Raw genomic sequence first — 22,904 nt, forward strand, 5'->3', positions numbered from 1 at the left:
TAAAATAAAAAAAGCGACCAATTAAAATTGGTCGCTTTTTTTGTGCATATTATAATTCGGTTTAATCATTCATCGAAATCAAAAACTCTTCGTTATTTCGTGTACCTTTAATTCTAGACTCAATGAATTCCATCGATTCAACAGGGTTCATATCTGCTAAATATTTTCTTAAAATCCACATGCGTTGAATTGTTTTTTCATCTAGTAATAAATCATCTCTTCTTGTGCTTGATGATACTAAATCAATAGCTGGGAAGATTCGTTTATTTGCAATTCTTCTATCTAATTGTAATTCCATGTTACCTGTACCTTTGAATTCTTCAAAGATAACTTCATCCATTTTAGAACCTGTTTCTGTTAATGCAGTTGCAATAATACTCAACGAACCACCATTTTCAATATTTCGAGCCGCACCAAAGAAACGTTTTGGTTTTTGTAATGCATTCGCATCAACACCGCCGCTTAACACCTTACCTGATGCTGGTTGCACTGTATTATAAGCTCTTGCTAAACGAGTTATTGAATCTAATAAAATAACCACATCATGTCCGCATTCAACTAAACGTTTTGCTTTTTCTAATACAATATTTGCTACTTTAACATGTCGTTCTGCGGGTTCATCAAAAGTAGATGCGATTACTTCTGCTCGAACTGAACGTTGCATATCGGTTACCTCTTCTGGTCGCTCATCAATAAGCAAAACAATCATATATACTTCAGGATGGTTTGCAGCTATAGAATTTGCAATATCTTTAAGCAACATCGTTTTACCCGTCTTTGGTTGTGCAACAATCATAGCGCGTTGACCTTTACCAATAGGTGCAAATAAATCAATTATGCGGGTTGAGATAGCTTTACTCCTATCGGCCAAATTTAATTTTTCATCTGGAAATAAAGGTGTTAAATGTTCAAAAGCAATTCTGTCACGAACAACTTGAGGATCATGACCATTAATTTTTAAAACTTTTACCAAAGGAAAGAATTTTTCCCCCTCTTTTGGAGGACGCACAACTCCTTTAACCGTATCACCTGTTTTTAAACCAAATAATCTAATTTGTGATTGTGATAAATAAATATCATCCGGAGAAGCTAAATAATTATAATCTGAAGAACGAAGGAAGCCATATCCGTCTGGCATCATTTCTAAAACACCTTCACTTTCAATAATTCCATCAAACTCAAAGTCATTATCTCTATAATTAGGTTTTTGATTTGGATTATTCTTTTTAAAATTAGGGTTCTTTTTAAAATTACCCCCATTTCGTTCTTGTGGTTCTCCCTCTTCTGACTTTGAAATTTGGCTGTCATCACCTATTTTATTGGAAATTACACCTGTGTTTTGAGGTTTACTGTCTTCTTTAAAAACAATTTCTTCCTGAGCTGCTTTTTGAATCACTTCAGATTTTTTAATGCGCTTTCTAGGCTCATTGGCTACTTTTTTCTCTGAAGAGTGATCTGTTTGCGTTTCTTCTTGTATGTTTTTTTTAGGCGTTATCTTTTCAGAACTATTCACCTTTTTAGGTTTTTCAACTACTTCAGCTGCATTTTGAACTTCTAAAATTTGTTGAATTAACGCTTCTTTTTTTAAGGTTTTGAATTTTTGAATGTTTGCAACTTTGGCTATTTCTTGCAAATCAGAGAGTTTCATCTCTTTTAACGTGTTATTATCAAACATGAATTTGGTGTTGAGATTTTTTAATCTTTACTTTTATTAAAAATTGTGTGAGATTTTTTTGATTTTAAAGTGTCGTAGAATGAAGTACTTACGATTTTCTGATGCAATAATACAAATATTTTAGCATAAAACAATAGTTTTTTAAAAAAAGAAGCGTTATTTTTGTTCCTATAATTAAAATATATGTTACAACGCATTCAATCGGTATATTTATTCATTAGCTTAATCGTAGCAAGTGTATTACCCTTGTTTTTTAATTTATGGATAACAACAACTAAGAAAGCCGTTTTTGCTTTTGATAATTTAGTATATACTAGCCTTTTTGGAACTAGTGCTTTATTAGCTTTAATTAGTATTTTTAGTTATAAAAACAGACAAAATCAATTTGTTATAAACAGATTGAACATGATATTAAACTTTATTTTAATAGGATTGTTAGTATATCATTCACTAACTTTATCCGGAGAGGCAACAGTCTCGGAGAAGGGTATTGGGATGTTTCTTCCAATTTTTTCTATCGTTTTTCTAGCATTGGCAAACAAGGCTATTAAAAAGGACGAAGATCTCGTAAAATCTGTGGATAGAATACGATAAACCTATCATCTTAGTTTATTTAGTGCGTAATGAAAATCCGAACCTAGGTTCGGATTTTTTTTATTAACTCTTTAGCATAATTACCTCTTCCCTATTTCAACAACTTCTAAATTTTGAATTTTTTTCCCATCAATTTCAAAACGCAACATGGTTCGTATTTGATGAAAACCATGAATTCCAGCAGCACCAGGATTCATATGTAATAAATTTAATTTTTTATCAAATTGTACTTTTAAAATATGAGAATGTCCACAAATAAATAGTTTAGGCGGATTTTTAGTGATTTCAGTTTGGACTGCAGCACTATATTTTCCTGGGTAACCACCTATATGAGTAATCCACACCTCTACTCCTTCACAAAAAAATCGATTGTGCAATGGAAATTCTAAACGCGCTTCATGATTATCAATATTCCCATAAACGGCTCGTAAAGTTTTATATTTTTTAATAGTATCAGTTACAATTAAATCGCCAATATCTCCGGCATGCCATACTTCATCAGCTAATTTTACATATTTTAAAATCGTATCGTCAATATGACTGTGTGTATCTGACAGAAGCAATATTTTTTTCATATAATAAGAGTTTCTAAGTTACAGAGTAACTAAGCTGCAAAGTTGACAAAAAAATATAGTATATTGTTTATTTTTAAGAAAACATTGAATATAATAATTCAAATTCTTAGTAACTTTGCAACTCAGAAATTTAGAAACTTAACTATACTTGAGATATTTCATTGAATTTGCCTATAACGGAAAAAATTATTTTGGTTTTCAAATACAACCAGATGCTATATCTGTACAAGAAATTCTCAACACAGCTTTACATACATTACTTCGAGAATCTATAGAAATTGTTGGTGCGGGAAGAACCGACAGCGGCGTACATGCCACACAAATGTTTGCTCATTTTGACAGTTCAATTATTCCCGATAAAAAACAATTTATTCACCGCTTAAATTCATTTTTACCAAAAGACATTGTCATTTATAATATGCATGAAGTTTCAACTACAGCACATGCTCGTTTTGATGCTACATCTAGAACATACGAATACCATATTCACACCTATAAAAATCCTTTTATGCATGAAGGAAGTTGGTATGTACATCAGCCACTAAACATACAATTAATGAATGAAGCGGCTAAAATTTTACTTGAATATGAAGATTTTGAATGTTTTTCAAAAGTACATACCGATGTCAAAACATTTATATGTAAAATTACAGAAGCGTATTGGACACAAGAAGATACAAAACTAAAATTTACCATTACAGCAGATCGTTTTTTAAGAAATATGGTTCGGGCTATAGTAGGAACCTTGATTAATATTGGTTTAGAAAAAATAACACTAACTGATTTTAGAAAAATAATTGAAAGTAAAAACAGAAGTCAAGCTGGGTTTTCAGTTCCTGCTCACGGATTATATTTAGTACGCGTTAACTATCCATATATTAATAACTAAAAAGTTGAAGAAAACATCCTCATTTAATAAAGTATTACAGTATGCTACACCCTACACTAGCAAATTATTTTTTGTTGGATTTTGGGCTTTATTCTTAGCAATAGTTGCGGCATTACGGCCACTTTTATTAAATTTAACCATAGACAATTATTTCATTTCTGCCAAAAAAGAAACAAATAGTATTCAACAACAATTTGAATCTTTTATGCACTACTTTTTTGAAGGAAATACTTCGAAAGAAAATTTAGAATTATTGGTAGTAATCATGTTTGTAATTTTACTGCTCGAAGTAATTGCACAATTTTATTTTGTTTATATGGCGAGTTGGCTTGGACAAGATATAGTGAAAGACATTCGTGAAAAACTTTTTACGCATTTATCGCGCTTCAAAATGAAATATTTTGACAATGAACCTGTTGGAAAACTCATTACACGTTGTGTTTCTGATATGGAAAACATTGCTAGTATTTTTAGTCAAGGGCTGTTCATGATTGTTAGCGATGTTTTAAAAATGCTAATTGTTCTAGGTTTTATGCTCATTATTAATTGGAAAATTACATGCATTGTTCTGCTTATTATGCCCGTTATTTTACTAGCAACAAATATATTTAACAGAAAAATGAAAGTTGCTTTTAACGAAGTAAGAAATGAAGTTGCTAATCTTAATACTTTCATACAAGAGCGATTAACAGGTATGAAAATTGTTCAATTGTTTAACAGAGAAAAAATTGAATTAGAAAAGTTCAAAGAAATTAATGAAAAACACAATAAAGCGTGGTTAAAAAATATTTTATACAATAGTATCTTCTTCCCTATTGCAGATATCATTTCCAGTATTACCTTAGGATTAGTAGTTTATTTTGGCGCCTTGTTTATTTTAAATGGTGATACACAAACAAGTGTAGGGCAATTAATTTCATTTAACATGTACATTGCGATGTTATACAATCCGTTGCGTCAAATTGCAGACAAATTTAATGTCATGCAAATGGGAATTGTAGCCGCAGACAGAGTATTTGAAGTTATGGAAACCAATGTAGAAGTTCAAGATTTTGGCACCATACAAGCAAAAAAATTAAAAGGGAACATTCAGCTAGAAAATGTGCATTTTAGTTACATTGCAGGGGAAGAAATAGTAAAAGGAATTTCACTTCAAGTGGAACATGGTAAAACGGTTGCAATTGTAGGAGCAACTGGAGCAGGAAAATCAACAATTATTAATTTAATTAATCGTTTTTATGAAATTGATAGTGGCACTATAAGTATAGATGAAATTCCTGTACATAACTACACTTTATCTTCTTTACGAAAAGAAATAGCAATTGTATTGCAAGACGTTTTTCTCTTTGCAGACACTATTTTAAATAATATTACACTTTTTGATTCTTCTATATCAGAAGAAAAAGTACAAGACGCAGCAAAAAAAATTGGCATTCATGATTTTATTATGAGCTTACCCAATGGCTATCATTATGATGTAAAAGAACGAGGGGTAATGCTTTCCTCTGGACAACGTCAATTAATTGCTTTTTTACGCGCTTACATAAGCAATCCGAGTATTTTAATTTTAGACGAAGCCACTTCATCTATTGACAGCCATGCAGAAGAATTATTACAGAAAGCTACACAAACGCTAACAAAAGATAGAACATCAATAATTATTGCACACCGCTTAACAACCATCATCAATGCGGATAAAATTATTGTAATGGATAAAGGGAAAATTGTAGAACAAGGCACACATGATGATTTGCTACAAATTTCGAATGGTTTTTATAAAAAATTATATGATTCACAATTTGTTACCGAAATTTAACATTGTGTTCTATTATAAAAATAAAAATTAGTAATTTCGCATCACATAACAATCAACGTAGAAAAATAGAACAAAATGAAATACGACATTATCGTTTTAGGAAGTGGACCAGGTGGCTATGTAACTGCCATTCGTGCTTCACAATTAGGATTTAAAGTAGCTGTTATCGAAAAAGAAAATTTAGGTGGTATATGCTTAAATTGGGGATGTATTCCAACAAAAGCTTTACTAAAATCGGCACAAGTTTTTGATTATCTAAAACATGCAGAAGAGTATGGCCTAAAAGTAGCTAATGTTGATAAAGATTTTAATGCGGTTATTGCACGCTCAAGAAATGTTGCAGGAGACATGAGTAAAGGGGTTCAATTTTTAATGAAGAAAAATAAAATTGATGTTATTGATGGTTTTGGAAAAATAAAAACGGGCAAAAAAGTAGATGTAACTGGTGCCGATGGAAAAGTTACTGAATACACGGCAGATAATATAATTATTGCTACTGGAGCACGTTCTAGAGAATTACCAAATTTACCTCAAGACGGTAAAAAAGTTATTGGATACCGCCAAGCTATGACTTTAGCGGAGCAACCTAAAAAATTAATCGTTGTAGGTTCTGGTGCTATTGGTGTTGAATTTGCACATTTTTATAACGCTATGGGAACAGAAGTAACTATAGTTGAATTTATGCCAACTATTGTTCCTGTTGAAGATGAAGATATTTCAAAACAATTTGAGCGTTCATTGAAAAAAGCGGGAATCAACATCATGACTAATGCATCTGTTGAAAAAGTAGACACTTCGGGTAAAGGAGTAAAAGCAACTGTTAAAACAGCTAAAGGTGAAGAAATTATCGAAGCGGATGTTTTACTATCAGCTGTTGGTATCAAATCAAATATTGAAAACATAGGTCTAGAAGAAGTAGGAATCGCAACTGATAGAGATAAAATTTTAGTCAATTCATTTTACCAAACAAACGTACCTGGTTATTATGCTATTGGTGATGTAGTTCCAGGACAAGCGTTAGCGCACGTTGCTTCGGCTGAAGGTATTTTATGTGTAGAAAAAATTGCAGGTTTACACGTTGAACCTTTAGATTATGGAAATATTCCTGGTTGTACCTATGCAACACCTGAAATTGCATCGGTAGGATTAACTGAAAAAGCGGCAAAAGAAAAAGGATACGAATTAAAAATTGGTAAATTTCCATTTTCAGCATCTGGAAAAGCAAAAGCGTCTGGCACACCTGATGGTTTTGTAAAAGTTATTTTTGATGCTAAATATGGTGAATGGCTTGGCTGTCACATGATTGGTGCTGGTGTTACAGATATGATTGCAGAAGCAGTTGTAGCACGTAAATTAGAAACTACAGGTCATGAGATTTTAAAAGCAGTTCACCCTCACCCTACGATGAGTGAAGCGGTAATGGAAGCAGTCGCTGCTGCTTATGATGAAGTGATTCATATATAATAAAAATACACCATTAAAAAATCCGACTTAGTGTTAAGTCGGATTTTTTTTATGTAAACTAGTTTAATACTAAAAATAATACTAGATTTGAAACTGTTATATAAAAGCCCATTAAAATTTAATATATTATAATTACTTTCCTTATGCAAAGAATACTATACATCTTACTTGTTATTTTGTTTTCAAATTATAATTTTAGTCAAACCAACTACGAGAAGTTTAAAAAATTATATAAAGAAAACGATACTACAAAAATAAAAACATTATTTGCCGAATGGGAAAAATCTAATCCGAATGATCCCGAATTTTACACTTCTGCTTTTAATTTTTATTATTCAAAAAGTAAACAAGAAATTTTATCACTTCAAAACGAAAAACCTAAAGAAGAAGGCTTTCAATTAAAAGATAGTACAGGAAATGTAGCTGGATTTTTAACTTCTAAAATTGGATACAATCCTGAAATGTTAGACAAAGCAATGTTTTATATTAATAAAGGTATTGAGAAATTTCCAAACAGACTAGACATAAGATTTGGAAAATGTTACGTATTAGGACAACTTGAAGAATATGAAGCCTTTACCAATACAATCATTGAAACTATTGAATATTCAAGGATTAACAATAATAATTGGTTGTGGACAGAAGATAAAAAACAAGAAAATGCAGAAATTTTCATGTTAGATGCCATACAAGCCTATTTAGTCCAACTTTATAATACGGAAGACGATAATTTGCTTTCAAATATGATACAAATTGGAGAAATTACATTAAAATATTACCCAAAAAACATTGAAATATTATCAACTACTGCCGTGGCATTGATGCTTACGAAGAAGTATGACAGAGCTATTGATTATCTAAAACAAGGAGAAAAACTAAATCCAAAAGATTATATTGTTTTAAATAATATAGCTCAAGCCTATAAAATGAAAGGTGATACAAAAAATGCAATACAATATTATGAACTAACAGAAAAATATGGCGATGAAAAAGCCAAACAGCAAGCAAAAGAAAACTTACTAGAATTAAAAAAATAAAAAAAATCCGATTTGAAATTTCAAATCGGATTTTTTTATGACAATACTACTATATCCCTGCAATAGTTTTTAACTCATTTACAAAGCGTAGTGCTAATCCATCTGCATCGTTTTGCGTAGATGCCTCCGTATAAATTCGAATAATAGGTTCTGTGTTTGATTTTCTTAAATGAACCCATTCATTGGCAAAATCTATTTTCACCCCATCAATTGTAGATAGTGAGCTTGTTGAACTATCATTTTTATAAGTCGCTGTTAACGTTTCTAAAATGGCATCTACATCTAGTTGCGGTGTTAATTCAATTTTGTTTTTACTCATAAAATAGTGCGGATAACTTGCACGTAATTCGGCAACCGTTTTATCTTGTCCCGCCAAATAGGTTAAAAACAACGCTACGCCAACCAAACTATCTCTACCATAATGTAATTCTGGATAAATAATTCCTCCATTTCCTTCACCACCAATTATGGCGTTGGTTTTTTTCATTAATTCTACTACATTCACTTCACCAACGGCACTGGCTTGATAGCTTCCATTATGCTTTTCGGTTATATCTCTTAACGCACGAGACGAAGATAAGTTTGATACTGTATTACCTGGTGTTTTACTTAGCACATAATCAGCAACTGCAACCAAAGTATATTCTTCACCAAACATTTCGCCATCATTAGATATAAACGCTAAACGGTCAACATCAGGATCTACAACAATTCCAAAATCAGCTTGTTCTGCTACAACTAAATTACAAATATCTGTCAAATGTTCTTTTAAAGGTTCTGGATTATGAGGAAAATGTCCATTGGGCTCACAATATAATTTTACAACTTCAACACCCATTTCTTCAAGTAATTTAGGAATAATAATACCTCCTGAAGAATTTACGCCATCTACAACTACCTTGTATTTTTTTGCTTTTACCACATCACTATTTACTAAAGGTAACGCCAACACTTCATCGATATGAATATCCATATATGAATCGTTAACAAACACCTCACCTAGTGTATCAACATCTACAAAATCAAAAGCTTCTGCATCTGCAATTTCTAATATTTGAGCGCCTTCTGCCCCACTTAAAAATTCGCCTTTAGCATTTAATAATTTTAAGGCGTTCCATTGTTTAGGATTATGAGAAGCGGTTAAAATAATACCACCATCTGCATTTTCTAGAGGTACTGCTACTTCAACAGTTGGAGTTGTAGACAAACCTAAATCAACAACATCTATACCTAAGCCAACGAGTGTATTGACAACTAAATTATGAATCATAGGACCTGAAATTCGAGCATCGCGGCCTATTACTACTTTTAACTTTCGATTAACTTGAATACTATTTTTTAAAAAAGTTCCATAGGCCGAGGCAAATTTTACTGCATCAACTGGAGTTAAATTATCTCCTACTTTACCGCCTATTGTACCTCTAATACCTGAAATTGATTTTATTAATGTCATATTTTATTTTAAATATATAATGCTAATTAGTTTAAGCAAAGATAAAAAGGAAAACCTTGATTATACCAAAAACTCCCAAAGAATTTTATATATTTACGGAGATTGAAAAAAAAATGAATTTAGATTTTTAATTACCTTGAATTATTTAGCACACATTTACTTATCTGGTGATAATGATTTTATCAAAATTGGCAACTTCATGGCAGACAGCGTGAAAGGAAGTCAATTTAAGAGCTATGAAAATGAAATTCAAAAAGGTATTCTTTTACATCGATTTATTGATTCATTTACAGATTTTCATCCTGTTTACAGAAAAAGCAAACATAGACTCCACGAAAAATACGGACATTATTCAGGTGTAATTATGGACATTTTCTATGATCATTTTTTAGCAAAAAACTGGACTTTATTTTCAACTATTTCACTGCATCTGTATAGTCAAAATTTTTATGATTTAGTAACTTTGCATTTTGACAAACTCACCGAAAAAACACAAAAAATGCTACCTTATATGATTCAGCATAATTGGCTAGCGTCTTATGCAACAATTGAAGGTATTGAAACCATATTAATGCAAATGGATTATAGAACAAAATACAAAGGAAATATGAGTCACGCTACACACGAGCTAAAGTTGTTTTATAATGAATTTGAAACTGAGTTTTTTATTTTTTTTACCGAATTAATAAACATGTGCAAACAAAAAACAAATGAATTGCATGAACTTTTGTAACGAACTTACTATTGCACTTCGTCAAATAGCATCGCCTGAAGATGCAATTTCTATGCGTGCTTACATGAAAGAAAATTTTTATTATTTAGGTGTTAAAACAGAAGCTCGTCGACACGTATTAAAAGAACTTATAGCTATACATGTTGATGAAGTAAAATCAAATTATAGAACCATCACGCTAGAATTATTTCAGCAACCTTACCGAGAATTGCATCAATGTGGAATTGATTTACTGTTGCAGTTTAGTAAAAAAGATTGGCAAGAAAGCGACAATGTATTATTAGAAAAGTTATTACTAACTAATTCTTGGTGGGATAGCGTTGACACACTGGCTAAATATGGTGTGGGAGCATATTTAGTAAAATTTCCTGAAAAAAAACACAGTCTAATTGAAAACTTTTCTAATTCTGATTCCATGTGGTTGCAGCGCACAGCCATTATTTTTCAACTAGGATATAAATCAAAGACGGACTTTGACTTATTAAAAGCTGAATGTTTAAAACACAGTCAATCAAATGAATTTTTTATTCAAAAAGCGATCGGTTGGGCTTTACGAGAATATGGCGCTGTAAATCCGAATGGTGTAATTGAATTTGTAAACACTGCTTCTTTTAAACCTTTAAGTAGAAAAGAAGCACTACGTAAACTAATAAAATAGTACCTTTGTTCTATGAGTTTGTTTTCAGGAATTGTAAAAAAAATTGAATCTTTTTTATTTAGTATAAAACGCTTGGTAGAACCCAGACAGTTTATCTATATATCTTCTGTTCTTGTGGGTATTTCTGCAGCTTTAGCGGTAATTGTATTGAAGTCATTTGCGCATTGGGTGTTCAAATCTTCTCAATATTTCGACAGTTTGGTTCATCTCCCTTTCAGCAACAGTACGTTACCTATTATTGGTATACTACTAACCGTTTTAGTTATTAAAAAAGTTTTGAAAGGCAAAATTGATAAAGGAACATCACAAATAATGTATGCCGTTGCTAAAACAAGAAGCGTTATGCCACCTAAACAAATGTATGCACAAATCATTACCAGTTCATTAACTGTAGGCATGGGTGGCAGCGCAGGATTAGAATCACCCATTACGATTACTGGTGCGGCTTTTGGTAGCAATTATGCCTTAAATTATAGATTAAGTTATAAAGACAGAACGTTATTATTAGCATGTGGTGTAGCTGCTGGTGTAGCTGCCGCCTTTAATGCACCTATTGCAGGCGTATTATTTGCTATTGAAGTAGTGTTGGCAGAAATCAGTTTAGCGGCTTTTACCCCACTTATTATTAGTGCTGCAACAGGAGCAATCATTTCAACAATTGTTTTAAAAGAAGACATTTTATTTAGTTTTAAACATTTATATAGTTTTAACTACCACAATATTCCCTATTACATACTTTTAGGTATACTAGCAGGTTTTGTTTCTATTCATTATGCTAGAAGTTTTAGAAAAGTAGAACACTTTTTTTCTAAGCGAAAAACAAACAGTTTCAGAAGGGCTTTATTTGGATCTGTTTTTTTAGGATTATTAATTTTTGTGTTTCCTACGCTTTTTGGTGAGGGCTACGAAAGCATTAAAATACTCGCCGATAATCACCCGGAGCACCTTGTCGAAAATTCTATTTTTGAACGATTTAGTGAACAAAAGTGGGTATTATTGGTCTTTATAAGTGCTACTATGCTTATTAAAGTTTTTGCAACGGGAATAACTTTAGGTGCTGGTGGAAATGGCGGAAATTTTGCTCCTTCACTTTTTGTAGGTTCGTATTTAGGTTTTTCAGTAGCGTATTTATGCAATATTATAGGAATCGCGAAATTACCTATTGGAAATTTTACACTAGTAGGAATGGCAGGTATTTTAAGTGGTTTATTTCATGCCCCGCTTACCGCCATTTTCTTAATTGCAGAAATAACAGGTGGTTATGAATTAATTGTTCCTTTAATGCTCGTTTCTTCAATAAGTTTTGCAATTTCTAAACGATTTGAACCTTATTCATTTGACATAAAGCATTTAGCTGACAAAGGAGAAGTTTTTACGGATGATAAAGATAAAAACATTTTACAATCTATAGACTTTAAAAAATTGATTAACAATAACTTTAGCCCTGTTACCGAATCTAAAACTTTAGAAGCATTAATTGAAAAAATTGCTACTTCTGACGATGTTATTTTCCCCGTTTTAAATGACGACACAAAGCTAATTGGGCTAATTTATTTAGATGACATTCGTCCAATCATATTTTCTGCCTTTAAAGTAAAATTTACTTCCATTACCGAAGTTATGCAACCCGTAAAAGACAGTATCGCATTTGAAGAAACTATAGAAACCATTATGAATAAGTTTGAAACATCTCAGCAATCTATTTTACCCGTTTTAAAAAATGGAATATTTATTGGTTTCTTATCCAAAGCTGCCATTTTAGAAAAATACCGAGAGCAGTTGAAAGAATTGGTAATTGAATAATTTTTTATACATTTGATAATCAACTAACAAACTCAAATTATGAAAAAATTATTTTTAAACAATGGAGCTAGTATTAATTTAGATTTTGGTTTACTACTTATCCGATTGATGATTGGCGCTTTAATGGCATTTTATGGCTACGAAAAACTAATACATTTTAACGAAATGGCTGCTTCTGATTTTTGGAGTAAAAACATCAGCTTTTTAGGAATGAGTGGAGCTGTACCTTTATCCTTAACCATTTTTGCAGAATTATTTTGTAGTTTATTACTAATTGTAGGTTTATTTTCTCGCTTTAGCCTATTAGTTTTAGGGTTTTGTATGGCTTACATTTTCTTAGTGGTATTTCCGATGCAAATACTTTCCAAAGGAGATAATGGATTTGAATTTAATTCAGCATTTACCTATTTTATTATATATATGGGCTTGCTTTTCACGGGTGTAGGCAAATATAGTTTAGATGCCAAAATGTTTAGTAAATAGCAAGACTACCATTCCTGGTAATTAAGTATTGATTTTCAAATCTTAAATTACAATAAAAAAAGCGACATCACTGTCGCTTTTTTATTTATACTCTTACAATATCTGCACCTAATGCTCGTAATCGTTCGTCTATGCGTTCGTATCCACGATCAATTTGCTCAATATTTTGTATCGTACTTGTTCCTTTTGCAGAAAGGGCAGCAATTAACAACGATATCCCAGCTCGAATGTCTGGTGAAGACATAATTGTCGCTTTCAATTGTGATTCAAAATTATGTCCCATTACCACTGCTCTGTGAGGGTCGCACAACATGATTTTTGCACCCATATCAATTAGTTTATCTACAAAGAACAGACGACTTTCAAACATTTTTTGATGAATAAGCACATCGCCTTTTGCTTGTGTAGCTACTACTAAGATAATACTCAATAAATCAGGTGTAAAACCAGGCCATGGTGCATCTGAAACGGTTAAAATAGATCCATCAATATCTGTTTTTACTTCATAACCATTAGTATGAGCAGGAATATAAATATCGTCTCCTTTTTGCTCTAAAGTAATTCCTAATTTTCTAAAAACATTTGGGATTTGCCCTAAGTTTTCCCAACTAACATCTTTAATTGTTATTTCGCTCTTAGTCATAGCTGCTAAACCTATCCAAGAACCAATTTCAATCATATCAGGTAAAATTCTATGCTCACAACCTCCCAATGCTTCAACACCTTCGATAGTTAATAAATTTGAGCCTACTCCTGTGATTTTAGCACCCATTGCATTTAGCATTTTACACAATTGTTGTAAATAAGGCTCACAGGCAGCATTATAAATTGTTGTTGTACCTTCTGCTAATACAGCCGCCATAACAATGTTTGCAGTTCCTGTTACCGAAGCTTCATCTAAAAGCATATAAGCACCTTTTAAACGCCCTTTATTTTCAACACCATAAAAATGGTCTTCTCTGTTGTATCTAAATTTTGCACCTAAATTGATAAATCCTTCAAAATGGGTATCTAAACGACGTCTTCCAATTTTGTCACCACCCGGTTTTGGAATAAATCCTTTTCCAAATCTTGCTAACAATGGACCTACTATCATGATAGAGCCACGTAAACTTCCACCTTCTTTTTTAAAGGCTTCTGTTTCTAAATAACCCACATTTACATCATCAGCTTGAAACGTATAATCGCCAGGTCCGTTCTTCTGAATTTTAACACCTAAATTTCCTAATAATGTAATTAGTTTGTTTACATCAATAATATCAGGAATGTTAGTTACTCTAACTTTTTCTGACGTCAACAATACAGGACATAACACCTGTAACGCTTCGTTTTTTGCACCTTGTGGTTGAACGATACCTTTTAACGGTTTGCCACCTTCAATTTTAAAAGTTCCCATTTAGCTGTTTTTTCTATTGTTATTTTTTTGATTCTGATTTTTATTCTGCTTAAAATTCTTATTTGAATTAGAATGATTTGGGGTTTTCTGATTCTTATTGGTAAAGAATTGTGTTTTATTAGATTGTTTTTTGTTTACCTTAATTAAATTCTGAGAGGTAGATAATTCTTCATCTGATTTTAATAAATTAATTTTTCCATCAGACAACTCATATAAATGTTCAAAAATGACATCATCGGTAACAGTTTCTTTGTTCCAACTCAAATAACATTTTTTCATATGATTAGCAATTACAATGATTAGCGCATTTTTCAATTCGCCATCTTCCCATTTACATGCTACATTAATCATATACTTAATATTATTCCCGTAAAATCTGTACTTTGGAAAATTTTGAGGATAACCTAAACGTTCAGGTTTTAAGGCAATTACCTCTTTTGTAGGAATGGGATATGGGGAATCAACATCCATTTTGAAATTAGACATGATAAATAACTGATCCCATAATTTATGTTGAAAATCGGGTACATCTCTCAAATGAGGATTAAGCGTTCCTAACACAGTAATAATATACCTAGCACCTTTATTGCGCTCTTCTCTATCTTTAATATCTGTTACTTGGTCAATTAATTTTTGTATATGTCTGCCGTATTCAGGGATAATTAAATGTTCCCTTTGCGAATTATATTCTAAAAATTCAACGGCTTCTTCTTTGGTGTATGTCATATTATATTATAGTGAAATAATTCCTTCTATGGTGGCTAACTCTTGATATTTTGCAATTACTTGGGTTGGATTTTCCATTACAACTTGTATGGAAACACTTGTATATTTGCCTGTTTTTGATGCATGCGTTTGAATTACTGCACCCATATTATCAAAAGCAATTTCAATTTTATCAATTTTATCTTTACTTGTTGGTACAATAAATTTATACAAATATTCTGAAGGCCAAGAAGTTGAATCTTCTAATTCATCTTTAAGTCTTACGTAAAAATCTGCTGTTTTTTTATCCATTTCTAACTGCCTATAAAACTACAAATATACATTTATATACCATTAATTAAAAATATTAGTAATTAAGAATTTTAAAAGAAGGAATTAATTTCAAAAAAATAGTATTTTTGAACTTTTTAGACGAAAAATGAATAAACAAATAATACTACTCATCGGCGGACCAAGTTCTGGTAAAACAACACTAATTAATCATCTTGAAGAAGAAGGTTATATTTGTTACCCCGAAATCTCAAGAGAAGTAACTTTAAAAGCTCGAGAAAAAGGTATTGACCATCTGTTTTTAGAAGACCCCTTACTTTTTAGCGAACTTTTGCTAGAAGGCAGAATTAATCAATTTGAACAAGCAAATAAAGAAGCTCAAACGGTTTTTATAGATAGAGGAATTCCTGATGTTGTGGCTTATATGGATTTTATAGGCGATACCTATTCAGAAAAGTTTAATGAGGCTTGTATCAAATATAAATATGATAAAGTATTTTTATTACCGCCTTGGGAAGAAATCTACACCAGTGATACTGTGCGTTATGAAAGCTATGAAGAAGCCATGCAAATTCATGATTTTTTAGTAAACACCTATAGTAGATATGGGTATGACTTAATTGAGGTACCAAAAGTTTCAGTAGAAAATAGATACCAATTTATTATTGATCATTTGTAATATTTTTCATTTTGATGGATAGTGCGTTAAGCGTTTTAAAAAAACATTGGGGTTTTGATACATTCAGAAGTCCGCAAGAAGCTATTATTCAAAATGTTTTAGAAGGCAATGACACGTTTGCTCTTTTGCCAACCGGCGGTGGAAAATCGATTTGTTATCAAATCCCTGCGATACTAAGACCTGGAATTGCCTTAGTGATTTCTCCTTTAGTTGCTTTAATGAAAGACCAAGTTGAAAATCTAAAAAATAAAGACATTAAAGCCATTGCCTTAACAGGTGGTATTTCATTTGAAGAAACAAGCAATTTATTAGACAATTGTCAGTTTGGAAATTATAAATTGCTTTATGTTTCGCCAGAACGTTTACAACAAGAATGGGTATTAGACCGTATTAAAGAATTAGATATCAATTTAATAGCCATTGACGAAGCGCATTGTATTAGTCAATGGGGTCATGATTTTCGACCTGCTTATCTAAAAATTGGTATACTAAAATCTTTTTTTAATGTACCCTTTATTGCATTAACCGCTACAGCAACACCACGCGTACAAGAAGATATTTGTAATTTATTAGCCCTTAAAAATCCAACGGTATTTAAAAAATCATTTGCTAGAGAAAATCTTGGGTATCATGTTATCTATACGGAAGATAAAACCAGTAAATTGAAGCAAATTTTTGATAAAAATCCGCAACCTGCTATAATTTACGTACGAAACAGAAAAGCTTGTTTAGAAATAAGCAATCAGTTAAATCAATTAGGCTATCGAAGTACCTATTATCATGGTGGATTACTTCCAAAAGAAAAAGACAAAAACATGAAACTTTGGCTAGACGAAAAAGCCCTAATCATAGTTGCTACAAACGCTTTCGGAATGGGAATTGATAAGCCAAATGTAAAAACAGTTATTCATTTACAAGTACCTGAAAACATTGAAAATTATTACCAAGAAGCCGGTAGAGCAGGAAGAAATGGTCAAAAGTCTTTTGCTATACTCCTCACCCATCAATTTGATATTAAACTTACAAAAGAGCAATTTATAAGTGTATTACCAGATAAAGCTTTTCTAAAAAAAGTATATCAATGTTTAACTAATTTTTTTCAAATTGCCTATGGTGAAGGTACAACAGAAAACTATGTTTTTAATTTACATCAGTTTTGCACAAAGTACCAATTAGCCATTCAACCCACCTTTGCTTCAATACAATTTTTAGACCGTCAAGGAATAGTAACCTTTAGTAATGAAAATAATGATAAAGTTAAAATACAATTTTTAATTCCAAGCAAAGAAGTTATTCGCTATTGTAGTTTACATACCAAAGATCAAGCAATAATTGAAACATTACTTAGAACTTATCCCGGTATTTTTGAACAAGTTATTGCCGTTAATACCGCACAAATAGCTTCAAAATCTAATCATACGGAAGAACAAGTTGTGCAACTTTTACAAAAATTAGCACAACAAGAAGTCATTTCACTTCAACTCGTTACCCATGATAGTAAATTAATTTTTAATGAACCACGAGAAGATGATTACACGATTAATAGGGTTCAGAAGTTTTTGATTCAACAGAACGAACAAAAAATTGCCCAATTTTCTGCCATGCTAAATTTTGTGTTTGATACAAAGACATGTAAATCAGTTTTAATTTCAAATTATTTTGGAGAAACTGACGCTACAGATTGTGGGATGTGTTCTACCTGCATGAAAAATAAAAAAAAAGACACAAAAGTTACATATGATAGAGTTATAGAAATTTTACGTTTTGGACCTTTATCTTCGCAAGAACTACAAAGAAAAACAGATTTATCTTCAGAAGACCTTATCTTTGCACTACAATATTTATTAGACAATACTAGTATTCGTTTAAACGAAAATAAAAAATACGAATTAATTTAATGGAAGCATTACGAATTGTTTTTATGGGAACCCCAGATTTTGCTGTGGGCATATTAGATGAAATTTACACATCAGGATATAATGTAGTAGCTGTAATAACCGCACCAGACAAACCTGCTGGTAGAGGACAAAAAGTTTCTGTAAGTGCGGTAAAAACCTATGCCTTAGAAAAAAATCTTGCTTTATTACAACCGACTAATTTAAAAGACGAACAATTTTTAGCTGAATTAGCAAGCTATAATGCAAATTTACAAGTGGTTGTAGCGTTTAGAATGCTTCCAGAAGCAGTATGGAAAATGCCAAAATACGGTACATTTAACCTTCATGCGTCTTTATTACCACAATATAGAGGAGCTGCACCTATCAATTGGGCGTTAATAAATGGAGAAAAAGAAACAGGTGTAACTACTTTTTTTATAGATGATAAAATAGACACTGGTGCCATTATATTAAATAAAACGACACCCATTCATCCGGATGAAAACGCTGGAAACTTACACGACAGGTTACAATCTATTGGAAGTGAAGTTGTTATTGAAACGTTAGAACGTATTGCGCAAGGGAATGTTACCACTACACTTCAAACTGAAACTGCTGACTTAAAAACCGCATACAAACTAAACAAAGACAACTGTAAAATCAATTGGGATAACCCAGGATTAAGTATTCATAATCACATTAGAGGTCTATCACCCTATCCAGCAGCATGGACATTTATAAAAGATGGCGAAAACGAATGGAATGTAAAAATTTATGAAGCTAGGTTTAGATCAGAAACGCATACATTACCTTTATACCAAATACATGCAACAAAAAAAGAATTATCTATTATAGTAAAAGACGGCTACATTGATATTCTGAGTTTACAATTTCCAGGTAAAAAAAGAATGCTTACGCACGAATTACTAAATGGAATTCAGTTAAGCGCTAAAGCCTTTGTTTTATAGCAATCACCACAAAAACACGCCCATTTTAGCTGACTTTATTAACAATTGCACTTATTTATTAACATTTTCAACGAAAATACTTGTAAATACTTGCGTAGTTTAATAGTTCATATAAATTTGTCATAGTAAAATTAAGTTTAACCCAATTAATACATTAATTATGAACAAATCAGAATTAATCGATGCAATGGCAGCTTCTGCTGGAATTACAAAAGCAGCTGCTAAATTAGCTTTAGAATCATTTTTATCTAGCGTAGAAGGAACTTTGAAAAAAGGTGGAAGAGTTTCTTTAGTAGGTTTTGGATCTTGGTCAGTTTCTAAAAGAGCTGCTAGAGATGGTAGAAATCCACAAACTGGAAAAACTATCAAAATTGCTGCTAAAAATGTAGTAAAATTCAAAGCTGGTGCTGAATTAGAAGGATCAGTAAACAAATAATATTTGAAAGTGATTTCATTTATAATTGAAAACCTCTCTTCGGAGAGGTTTTTTTATGTAAAAAATTATTTCTTCCCTTTTGTCGTATCAATTTATTTTATACTTTTCAATATTGTTTTCAAAATAGTACTATATGAAACTTAAAAAAGGATGCTTACTACTAGCCGAACCATCAATTTTAGATGATATTTCATTTAACCGAGCGGTTATTTTACTTTCTGAACACAATGACGATGGAAGCGTAGGATTTATTATCAATAAGCCTTTACAACACACTATTCAAGAGCTTATCCCCGAAATAAATGCGCAGTTTATTGTGTATAATGGTGGTCCTGTAGGGCAAGAAAATTTATATTTTATACATACTATACCACACCTAATTCCTGATAGCATTGAAATTGCAGCTGGTATATATTGGGGTGGCGATTTTGAAGTAACCAAAGTGCTTATCAATCAAGGGTTAATTACAAAAGAGAACATTCGATTCTTTTTAGGTTATACAGGTTGGGAATACCTACAACTAGAAACAGAAATGGAGCAAAATGCTTGGCTCTGTCTTCCTAACGAATTAGGTTCTAATTTAATTGCGAAAAGCAGCCAACATTTTTGGAAAAATAAAATGCAAGAATTAGGGGGTGATTATTTACTATTTTCTAATGCTCCCGAAAACCCTGCACTTAATTAATACTTTCGTTTAATTGATGTGTTAAAGCTACTGCAAATGTATTTTCGTATTCTTTTTTTCGGTATTTAGTAATAGGTTGAATACCCATAATCACATTTGACAAAAATAATTCATCAGCTTTTTGAAGTTCAAAAGGAGAGATAGAGCGTTCTTCAAATTCAATAGTAGTATCTGCTTTTAGTAATTTTATCACCTGCTTTCTTAATACACCATTAATACAACCATCACTAATAGGTGGTGTGCACACTTTAGATCCTATTTTCATAAAGACATTACCTTGAATGGCTTCAACAATATTTTTATCTTCATTGATTAATAAACAATTTTGATAGTAATTTTCTTTAGCAAAAATTCCAGCTAAAGTATGTACCATTTTATTTGTTGTTTTAAGCGTTGCTAATAAATGCTTGGTTACATGAAAATCTTTATACAATTCTACTTCATAAGGTTTTGCATTGATTTGATATTTTTCATCTGTCAAAGGTAATGCCGAAATAATAAAGCTTGCTGCATTTGTATCTGGTGTATAAAATCCATTAGCATCTCTAAACACTGTGCAACGAATTCTATAGGCTGGACTTTTTTCTAAGTGTTGCACTAACAACATAATTTGCTCTTCAAAATATTCCATAGTAAAATTCATAGGAATATCCATTCTACAAATACGCATCGCAGCCATTAATCGAAGATAATGTTCTTCTAAAAATAAAATAGATTGGGTAACACGTAGTGTTTCAAAAACCGCATCACCATATAGAAAACCGCGATTCGTTTCTACAACTACCTCACTTGATTGTTTAATACTTCCGTTATAATTAACCATAAAAAATCCCGATAAAAATCGGGACAAATATACATTTTTAATTTTATTATACTGAACCTATCACGTGCTTTAAATCTGAAACAAGGTTTTCCCATAATAATTTTGCTTCTAACAATTCTTCTTCTTCAGCAAAATCGGTAACAATTAATGAAACATCTTGTGTAATTTCATCAACTTGGATTCTAATTTCAAAATAATACTCGGTATCATTTTCATTTTCATCTAGCCATCTAAATTTCACTTTCTCGCCTGATTTTTTTGAAGCTAATTTGGCTTTTTCCACAGAATCATCCCAAATAAACGAATAAATTTCGCCGCGTGAGTTAACATTTTCTGCAAACCATTCTGATAATCCTGAGGGAGTAATAATGTATTGATATAATAATTGTGGCGAAGAATGTATGGGAAATTCTAATTCGTATTTTATTTTTTGCTTCATTATAGCTGGATTTAGGGAATACAAACAACCTTTTAGCATTTCTAGTTACTTCACTATGAAAAGGTTATCTTCATGTATTTGTTGTAAATAATTTTTTAGCAAAATATAAAAAAAAGTTGTACGATACCTATAAATTTTAAAATATTTTTCAACATAAAAAGTTACTGCTATTTTTTAGTATTATTTTTTTGGAAAGTATCGAATTAGTTATATATTTGCACCCGCATTGAAAGATGCAAGACCACTATTTGGCGAGGTAGCTCAGTCGGTTAGAGCGCAGGATTCATAACCCTGAGGTCACGGGTTCAACTCCCGTCTTCGCTACAAACAAAAACCCTTACTTTTTCAAGTAAGGGTTTTTTAGTTTTATAATAAAACATTTTGTATTATTTAAATGTACAAAAAAAAGCTACAAAAAGCAGCTCTTTTTTCTATTATGTATATAATATTAAGCTAAAACCGCTTTTAAATCGCCATTCATAGCTCTTACTGCATCTGCTGATTTAGCAAACAACACTTTTTCAGCATCGTTTAATTGAATATCAACAATTTCTTCAATTCCATTTTTACCAATAATACAAGGCACACCTAAACAAATATCAGATTGTCCATACTCCCCTTCTAAAAACACAGAACAAGGAATCATTTTCTTTTGGTCGTTTAAAATACTGTCTACTAAATACGCTACAGAAGCACCTGGAGCATACCATGCAGAAGTACCTAATAATCCTGTTAATGTAGCACCCCCTACCATAGTATCAGCAGCTACTTTATCTAAAGCATCTTGTGATAAGAAATTAGAAACTGGTGAACCGTTGTAAGAAGCTAAACGCGTTAATGGAATCATAGTTGTATCTCCATGACCACCTATAACCATCCCTTGCACATCATTACTTGGTCTTTGCAATGCCTGAGATAAATAATATTTAAAACGTGAGCTGTCTAATGCACCTCCCATTCCTATAATTCTATTTTTTGGTAAACCTGTTGCTTTTAATGTTAAATACGTCATTGTATCCATAGGATTTGAAACTACAACAATAATAGCATCTGGCGAAAATTTCAATACATTATCAGCTACTGTTTTTACAATACCTGCATTAATACCAATAAGCTCTTCACGAGTCATTCCTGGTTTTCTAGGAATACCAGAAGTAATAACCACTACGTTTGAATTAGCGGTTTTTGAATAATCATTTGTGCTACCAGAAACTCTTGTATTGAATCCTGTTGTAGTTGCACACTGCATAATGTCCATGGCTTTACCTTCTGCAAAACCTTCTTTGATGTCTAGTAACACCACTTCGCTAGCAATTCCTCTATAAGAAATCACATCAGCACAAGTAGCTCCTACGTTACCAGCTCCTACTATAGTTACTTTCATTTTGTATATGAATTAAATAAATTGATGTTTTATGCTACAAA

General features: G+C 31.7%; 23 protein-coding genes and 1 tRNA gene. 15 read left to right on the forward strand and 9 right to left on the reverse strand.

Annotation, left to right across the window (positions count from 1 at the left end):
- Positions 1–61 precede the first annotated feature (61 nt).
- Entirely contained in the window at positions 62–1,675 is a 1,614-nt protein-coding gene (gene rho / locus RF683_RS05120; RefSeq protein WP_309533117.1) for a transcription termination factor Rho, read from the reverse strand.
- A 183-nt stretch (positions 1,676–1,858) separates the two neighbouring features.
- On the opposite strand from rho, the gene RF683_RS05125 reads away from it, so the two are divergent.
- On the forward strand, positions 1,859–2,269 hold the full coding sequence (locus tag RF683_RS05125) for a DUF4293 domain-containing protein (protein ID WP_309533118.1): 411 nt from the start codon (positions 1,859–1,861) through the stop codon (positions 2,267–2,269).
- Positions 2,270–2,349: 80 nt separating this feature from the next.
- On the opposite strand, the gene RF683_RS05130 is transcribed toward RF683_RS05125, so the two are convergent.
- On the reverse strand, positions 2,350–2,844 hold the full coding sequence (locus RF683_RS05130; RefSeq protein WP_309533119.1) for a metallophosphoesterase family protein: 495 nt from the start codon (positions 2,842–2,844) through the stop codon (positions 2,350–2,352).
- Positions 2,845–2,992: 148 nt separating this feature from the next.
- On the opposite strand from RF683_RS05130, the gene truA reads away from it, so the two are divergent.
- The 4 genes from truA (at position 2,993) to RF683_RS05150 (ending at position 8,050) form a co-directional block, all read left to right on the forward strand.
- Positions 2,993–3,733, forward strand: coding sequence for a tRNA pseudouridine(38-40) synthase TruA (gene truA / locus RF683_RS05135; protein WP_309533120.1), 741 nt, complete (start codon positions 2,993–2,995; stop codon positions 3,731–3,733).
- Complete coding sequence (locus RF683_RS05140) at positions 3,726–5,549, forward strand: ABC transporter ATP-binding protein (RefSeq protein ID WP_408733697.1); 1,824 nt, start codon at positions 3,726–3,728, stop codon at positions 5,547–5,549. Before truA ends, RF683_RS05140 begins: the two co-directional genes overlap by 8 nt.
- Before the next feature lie 75 nt (positions 5,550–5,624).
- Complete coding sequence (gene lpdA, locus RF683_RS05145) at positions 5,625–7,013, forward strand: dihydrolipoyl dehydrogenase (RefSeq protein ID WP_309533122.1); 1,389 nt, start codon at positions 5,625–5,627, stop codon at positions 7,011–7,013.
- Between the two features lie 143 nt (positions 7,014–7,156).
- Positions 7,157–8,050 (forward strand): tetratricopeptide repeat protein, encoded by an 894-nt coding sequence (locus RF683_RS05150; RefSeq protein WP_309533123.1) that lies wholly within the window; start codon positions 7,157–7,159, stop codon positions 8,048–8,050.
- Positions 8,051–8,099: 49 nt separating this feature from the next.
- Here RF683_RS05150 and glmM read toward each other — a convergent pair whose 3' ends face one another.
- Positions 8,100–9,503 carry a phosphoglucosamine mutase gene (gene glmM, locus RF683_RS05155; RefSeq protein ID WP_309533124.1) on the reverse strand — a complete coding sequence of 468 codons (1,404 nt, stop codon included), beginning with the start codon at positions 9,501–9,503 and terminating at the stop codon, positions 8,100–8,102.
- Positions 9,504–9,639: 136 nt separating this feature from the next.
- Between glmM and RF683_RS05160 the strand changes: the two genes are divergently transcribed.
- Genes RF683_RS05160 through RF683_RS05175 form a run of 4 tightly spaced genes read left to right on the forward strand, consistent with a single transcriptional unit; the run spans position 9,640 to position 13,180 of the window.
- Positions 9,640–10,236, forward strand: coding sequence for an acyl carrier protein phosphodiesterase (locus RF683_RS05160; RefSeq protein WP_309533125.1), 597 nt, complete (start codon positions 9,640–9,642; stop codon positions 10,234–10,236).
- Positions 10,223–10,894: a DNA alkylation repair protein gene (locus RF683_RS05165; RefSeq protein ID WP_309533126.1), complete on the forward strand. Its 672-nt coding sequence runs from the start codon at positions 10,223–10,225 to the stop codon at positions 10,892–10,894. Before RF683_RS05160 ends, RF683_RS05165 begins: the two co-directional genes overlap by 14 nt.
- Before the next feature lie 12 nt (positions 10,895–10,906).
- Positions 10,907–12,697, forward strand: coding sequence for a chloride channel protein (locus RF683_RS05170; RefSeq protein WP_309533127.1), 1,791 nt, complete (start codon positions 10,907–10,909; stop codon positions 12,695–12,697).
- A gap of 39 nt (positions 12,698–12,736) precedes the next feature.
- A complete protein-coding gene (locus RF683_RS05175; RefSeq protein ID WP_309533128.1) occupies positions 12,737–13,180 on the forward strand; it encodes a DoxX family protein in 444 nt (147 codons plus the stop codon).
- A gap of 85 nt (positions 13,181–13,265) precedes the next feature.
- Here RF683_RS05175 and murA read toward each other — a convergent pair whose 3' ends face one another.
- From murA to RF683_RS05190, 3 genes are read right to left on the reverse strand one after another with little or no spacing between them, the layout of a single operon-like run.
- On the reverse strand, positions 13,266–14,576 hold the full coding sequence (gene murA / locus RF683_RS05180) for a UDP-N-acetylglucosamine 1-carboxyvinyltransferase (RefSeq protein WP_309533129.1): 1,311 nt from the start codon (positions 14,574–14,576) through the stop codon (positions 13,266–13,268).
- Complete coding sequence (locus RF683_RS05185; protein ID WP_309533130.1) at positions 14,577–15,302, reverse strand: DUF4290 domain-containing protein; 726 nt, start codon at positions 15,300–15,302, stop codon at positions 14,577–14,579. It abuts the gene before it with no gap.
- A gap of 6 nt (positions 15,303–15,308) precedes the next feature.
- Positions 15,309–15,593 carry a DUF493 family protein gene (locus tag RF683_RS05190; protein ID WP_309533131.1) on the reverse strand — a complete coding sequence of 95 codons (285 nt, stop codon included), beginning with the start codon at positions 15,591–15,593 and terminating at the stop codon, positions 15,309–15,311.
- Positions 15,594–15,720: 127 nt separating this feature from the next.
- On the opposite strand from RF683_RS05190, the gene RF683_RS05195 reads away from it, so the two are divergent.
- From RF683_RS05195 to RF683_RS05215, 5 genes are all read left to right on the forward strand, one after another.
- Complete coding sequence (locus RF683_RS05195; RefSeq protein ID WP_309533132.1) at positions 15,721–16,251, forward strand: AAA family ATPase; 531 nt, start codon at positions 15,721–15,723, stop codon at positions 16,249–16,251.
- Between the two features lie 14 nt (positions 16,252–16,265).
- Positions 16,266–18,149 carry a RecQ family ATP-dependent DNA helicase gene (locus RF683_RS05200; RefSeq protein ID WP_309533133.1) on the forward strand — a complete coding sequence of 628 codons (1,884 nt, stop codon included), beginning with the start codon at positions 16,266–16,268 and terminating at the stop codon, positions 18,147–18,149.
- Positions 18,149–19,096: a methionyl-tRNA formyltransferase gene (fmt, locus tag RF683_RS05205; protein WP_309533134.1), complete on the forward strand. Its 948-nt coding sequence runs from the start codon at positions 18,149–18,151 to the stop codon at positions 19,094–19,096. Before RF683_RS05200 ends, fmt begins: the two co-directional genes overlap by 1 nt.
- 160 nt (positions 19,097–19,256) lie before the next feature.
- Positions 19,257–19,532, forward strand: a complete 276-nt coding sequence (locus RF683_RS05210) for an HU family DNA-binding protein (RefSeq protein ID WP_309533135.1) — start codon at positions 19,257–19,259, stop codon at positions 19,530–19,532.
- A 133-nt stretch (positions 19,533–19,665) separates the two neighbouring features.
- Complete coding sequence (locus RF683_RS05215) at positions 19,666–20,217, forward strand: YqgE/AlgH family protein (protein ID WP_309533136.1); 552 nt, start codon at positions 19,666–19,668, stop codon at positions 20,215–20,217.
- On the opposite strand, the gene RF683_RS05220 is transcribed toward RF683_RS05215, so the two are convergent.
- Together RF683_RS05220 and RF683_RS05225 are read right to left on the reverse strand one after the other, a co-directional pair.
- Complete coding sequence (locus RF683_RS05220) at positions 20,210–21,040, reverse strand: aminotransferase class IV (protein WP_309533137.1); 831 nt, start codon at positions 21,038–21,040, stop codon at positions 20,210–20,212. The two genes, RF683_RS05215 and RF683_RS05220, sit on opposite strands and share 8 nt — an antisense overlap.
- A gap of 46 nt (positions 21,041–21,086) precedes the next feature.
- On the reverse strand, positions 21,087–21,479 hold the full coding sequence (locus RF683_RS05225; RefSeq protein ID WP_309533138.1) for an START-like domain-containing protein: 393 nt from the start codon (positions 21,477–21,479) through the stop codon (positions 21,087–21,089).
- A 250-nt stretch (positions 21,480–21,729) separates the two neighbouring features.
- Here RF683_RS05225 and RF683_RS05230 point away from each other — a divergent pair.
- A tRNA-Met gene (locus RF683_RS05230) sits at positions 21,730–21,803 on the forward strand.
- 124 nt (positions 21,804–21,927) lie between these two features.
- Here RF683_RS05230 and RF683_RS05235 read toward each other — a convergent pair.
- Positions 21,928–22,863: a malate dehydrogenase gene (locus tag RF683_RS05235; RefSeq protein WP_309533139.1), complete on the reverse strand. Its 936-nt coding sequence runs from the start codon at positions 22,861–22,863 to the stop codon at positions 21,928–21,930.
- Positions 22,864–22,904 lie beyond the last annotated feature (41 nt).

Origin of the sequence: Flavobacterium sp. 20NA77.7 (assembly GCF_031326205.1) — a bacterium.
GTDB classification, from domain to species: domain Bacteria; phylum Bacteroidota; class Bacteroidia; order Flavobacteriales; family Flavobacteriaceae; genus Flavobacterium; species Flavobacterium nakdongensis.

What these genes read in the sequence shown, in the direction of transcription:
- RF683_RS05215 (WP_309533136.1), top strand. Translation starts at nt 19,666, where the DNA reads ATGAAACTTAAAAAAGGATGCTTACTACTAGCCGAACCATCAATTTTA.
- fmt (WP_309533134.1), top strand. Translation starts at nt 18,149, where the DNA reads ATGGAAGCATTACGAATTGTTTTTATGGGAACCCCAGATTTTGCTGTG.
- RF683_RS05175 (WP_309533128.1), top strand. Translation starts at nt 12,737, where the DNA reads ATGAAAAAATTATTTTTAAACAATGGAGCTAGTATTAATTTAGATTTT.
- murA (WP_309533129.1), bottom strand. Translation starts at nt 14,576, where the DNA reads ATGGGAACTTTTAAAATTGAAGGTGGCAAACCGTTAAAAGGTATCGTT.
- RF683_RS05170 (WP_309533127.1), top strand. Translation starts at nt 10,907, where the DNA reads ATGAGTTTGTTTTCAGGAATTGTAAAAAAAATTGAATCTTTTTTATTT.
- RF683_RS05185 (WP_309533130.1), bottom strand. Translation starts at nt 15,302, where the DNA reads ATGACATACACCAAAGAAGAAGCCGTTGAATTTTTAGAATATAATTCG.
- RF683_RS05200 (WP_309533133.1), top strand. Translation starts at nt 16,266, where the DNA reads ATGGATAGTGCGTTAAGCGTTTTAAAAAAACATTGGGGTTTTGATACA.
- glmM (WP_309533124.1), bottom strand. Translation starts at nt 9,503, where the DNA reads ATGACATTAATAAAATCAATTTCAGGTATTAGAGGTACAATAGGCGGT.
- RF683_RS05130 (WP_309533119.1), bottom strand. Translation starts at nt 2,844, where the DNA reads ATGAAAAAAATATTGCTTCTGTCAGATACACACAGTCATATTGACGAT.
- RF683_RS05165 (WP_309533126.1), top strand. Translation starts at nt 10,223, where the DNA reads ATGAACTTTTGTAACGAACTTACTATTGCACTTCGTCAAATAGCATCG.
- RF683_RS05125 (WP_309533118.1), top strand. Translation starts at nt 1,859, where the DNA reads ATGTTACAACGCATTCAATCGGTATATTTATTCATTAGCTTAATCGTA.
- RF683_RS05235 (WP_309533139.1), bottom strand. Translation starts at nt 22,863, where the DNA reads ATGAAAGTAACTATAGTAGGAGCTGGTAACGTAGGAGCTACTTGTGCT.
- RF683_RS05190 (WP_309533131.1), bottom strand. Translation starts at nt 15,593, where the DNA reads ATGGATAAAAAAACAGCAGATTTTTACGTAAGACTTAAAGATGAATTA.
- RF683_RS05195 (WP_309533132.1), top strand. Translation starts at nt 15,721, where the DNA reads ATGAATAAACAAATAATACTACTCATCGGCGGACCAAGTTCTGGTAAA.
- rho (WP_309533117.1), bottom strand. Translation starts at nt 1,675, where the DNA reads ATGTTTGATAATAACACGTTAAAAGAGATGAAACTCTCTGATTTGCAA.
- RF683_RS05150 (WP_309533123.1), top strand. Translation starts at nt 7,157, where the DNA reads ATGCAAAGAATACTATACATCTTACTTGTTATTTTGTTTTCAAATTAT.
- RF683_RS05225 (WP_309533138.1), bottom strand. Translation starts at nt 21,479, where the DNA reads ATGAAGCAAAAAATAAAATACGAATTAGAATTTCCCATACATTCTTCG.
- lpdA (WP_309533122.1), top strand. Translation starts at nt 5,625, where the DNA reads ATGAAATACGACATTATCGTTTTAGGAAGTGGACCAGGTGGCTATGTA.
- RF683_RS05220 (WP_309533137.1), bottom strand. Translation starts at nt 21,040, where the DNA reads ATGGTTAATTATAACGGAAGTATTAAACAATCAAGTGAGGTAGTTGTA.
- RF683_RS05210 (WP_309533135.1), top strand. Translation starts at nt 19,257, where the DNA reads ATGAACAAATCAGAATTAATCGATGCAATGGCAGCTTCTGCTGGAATT.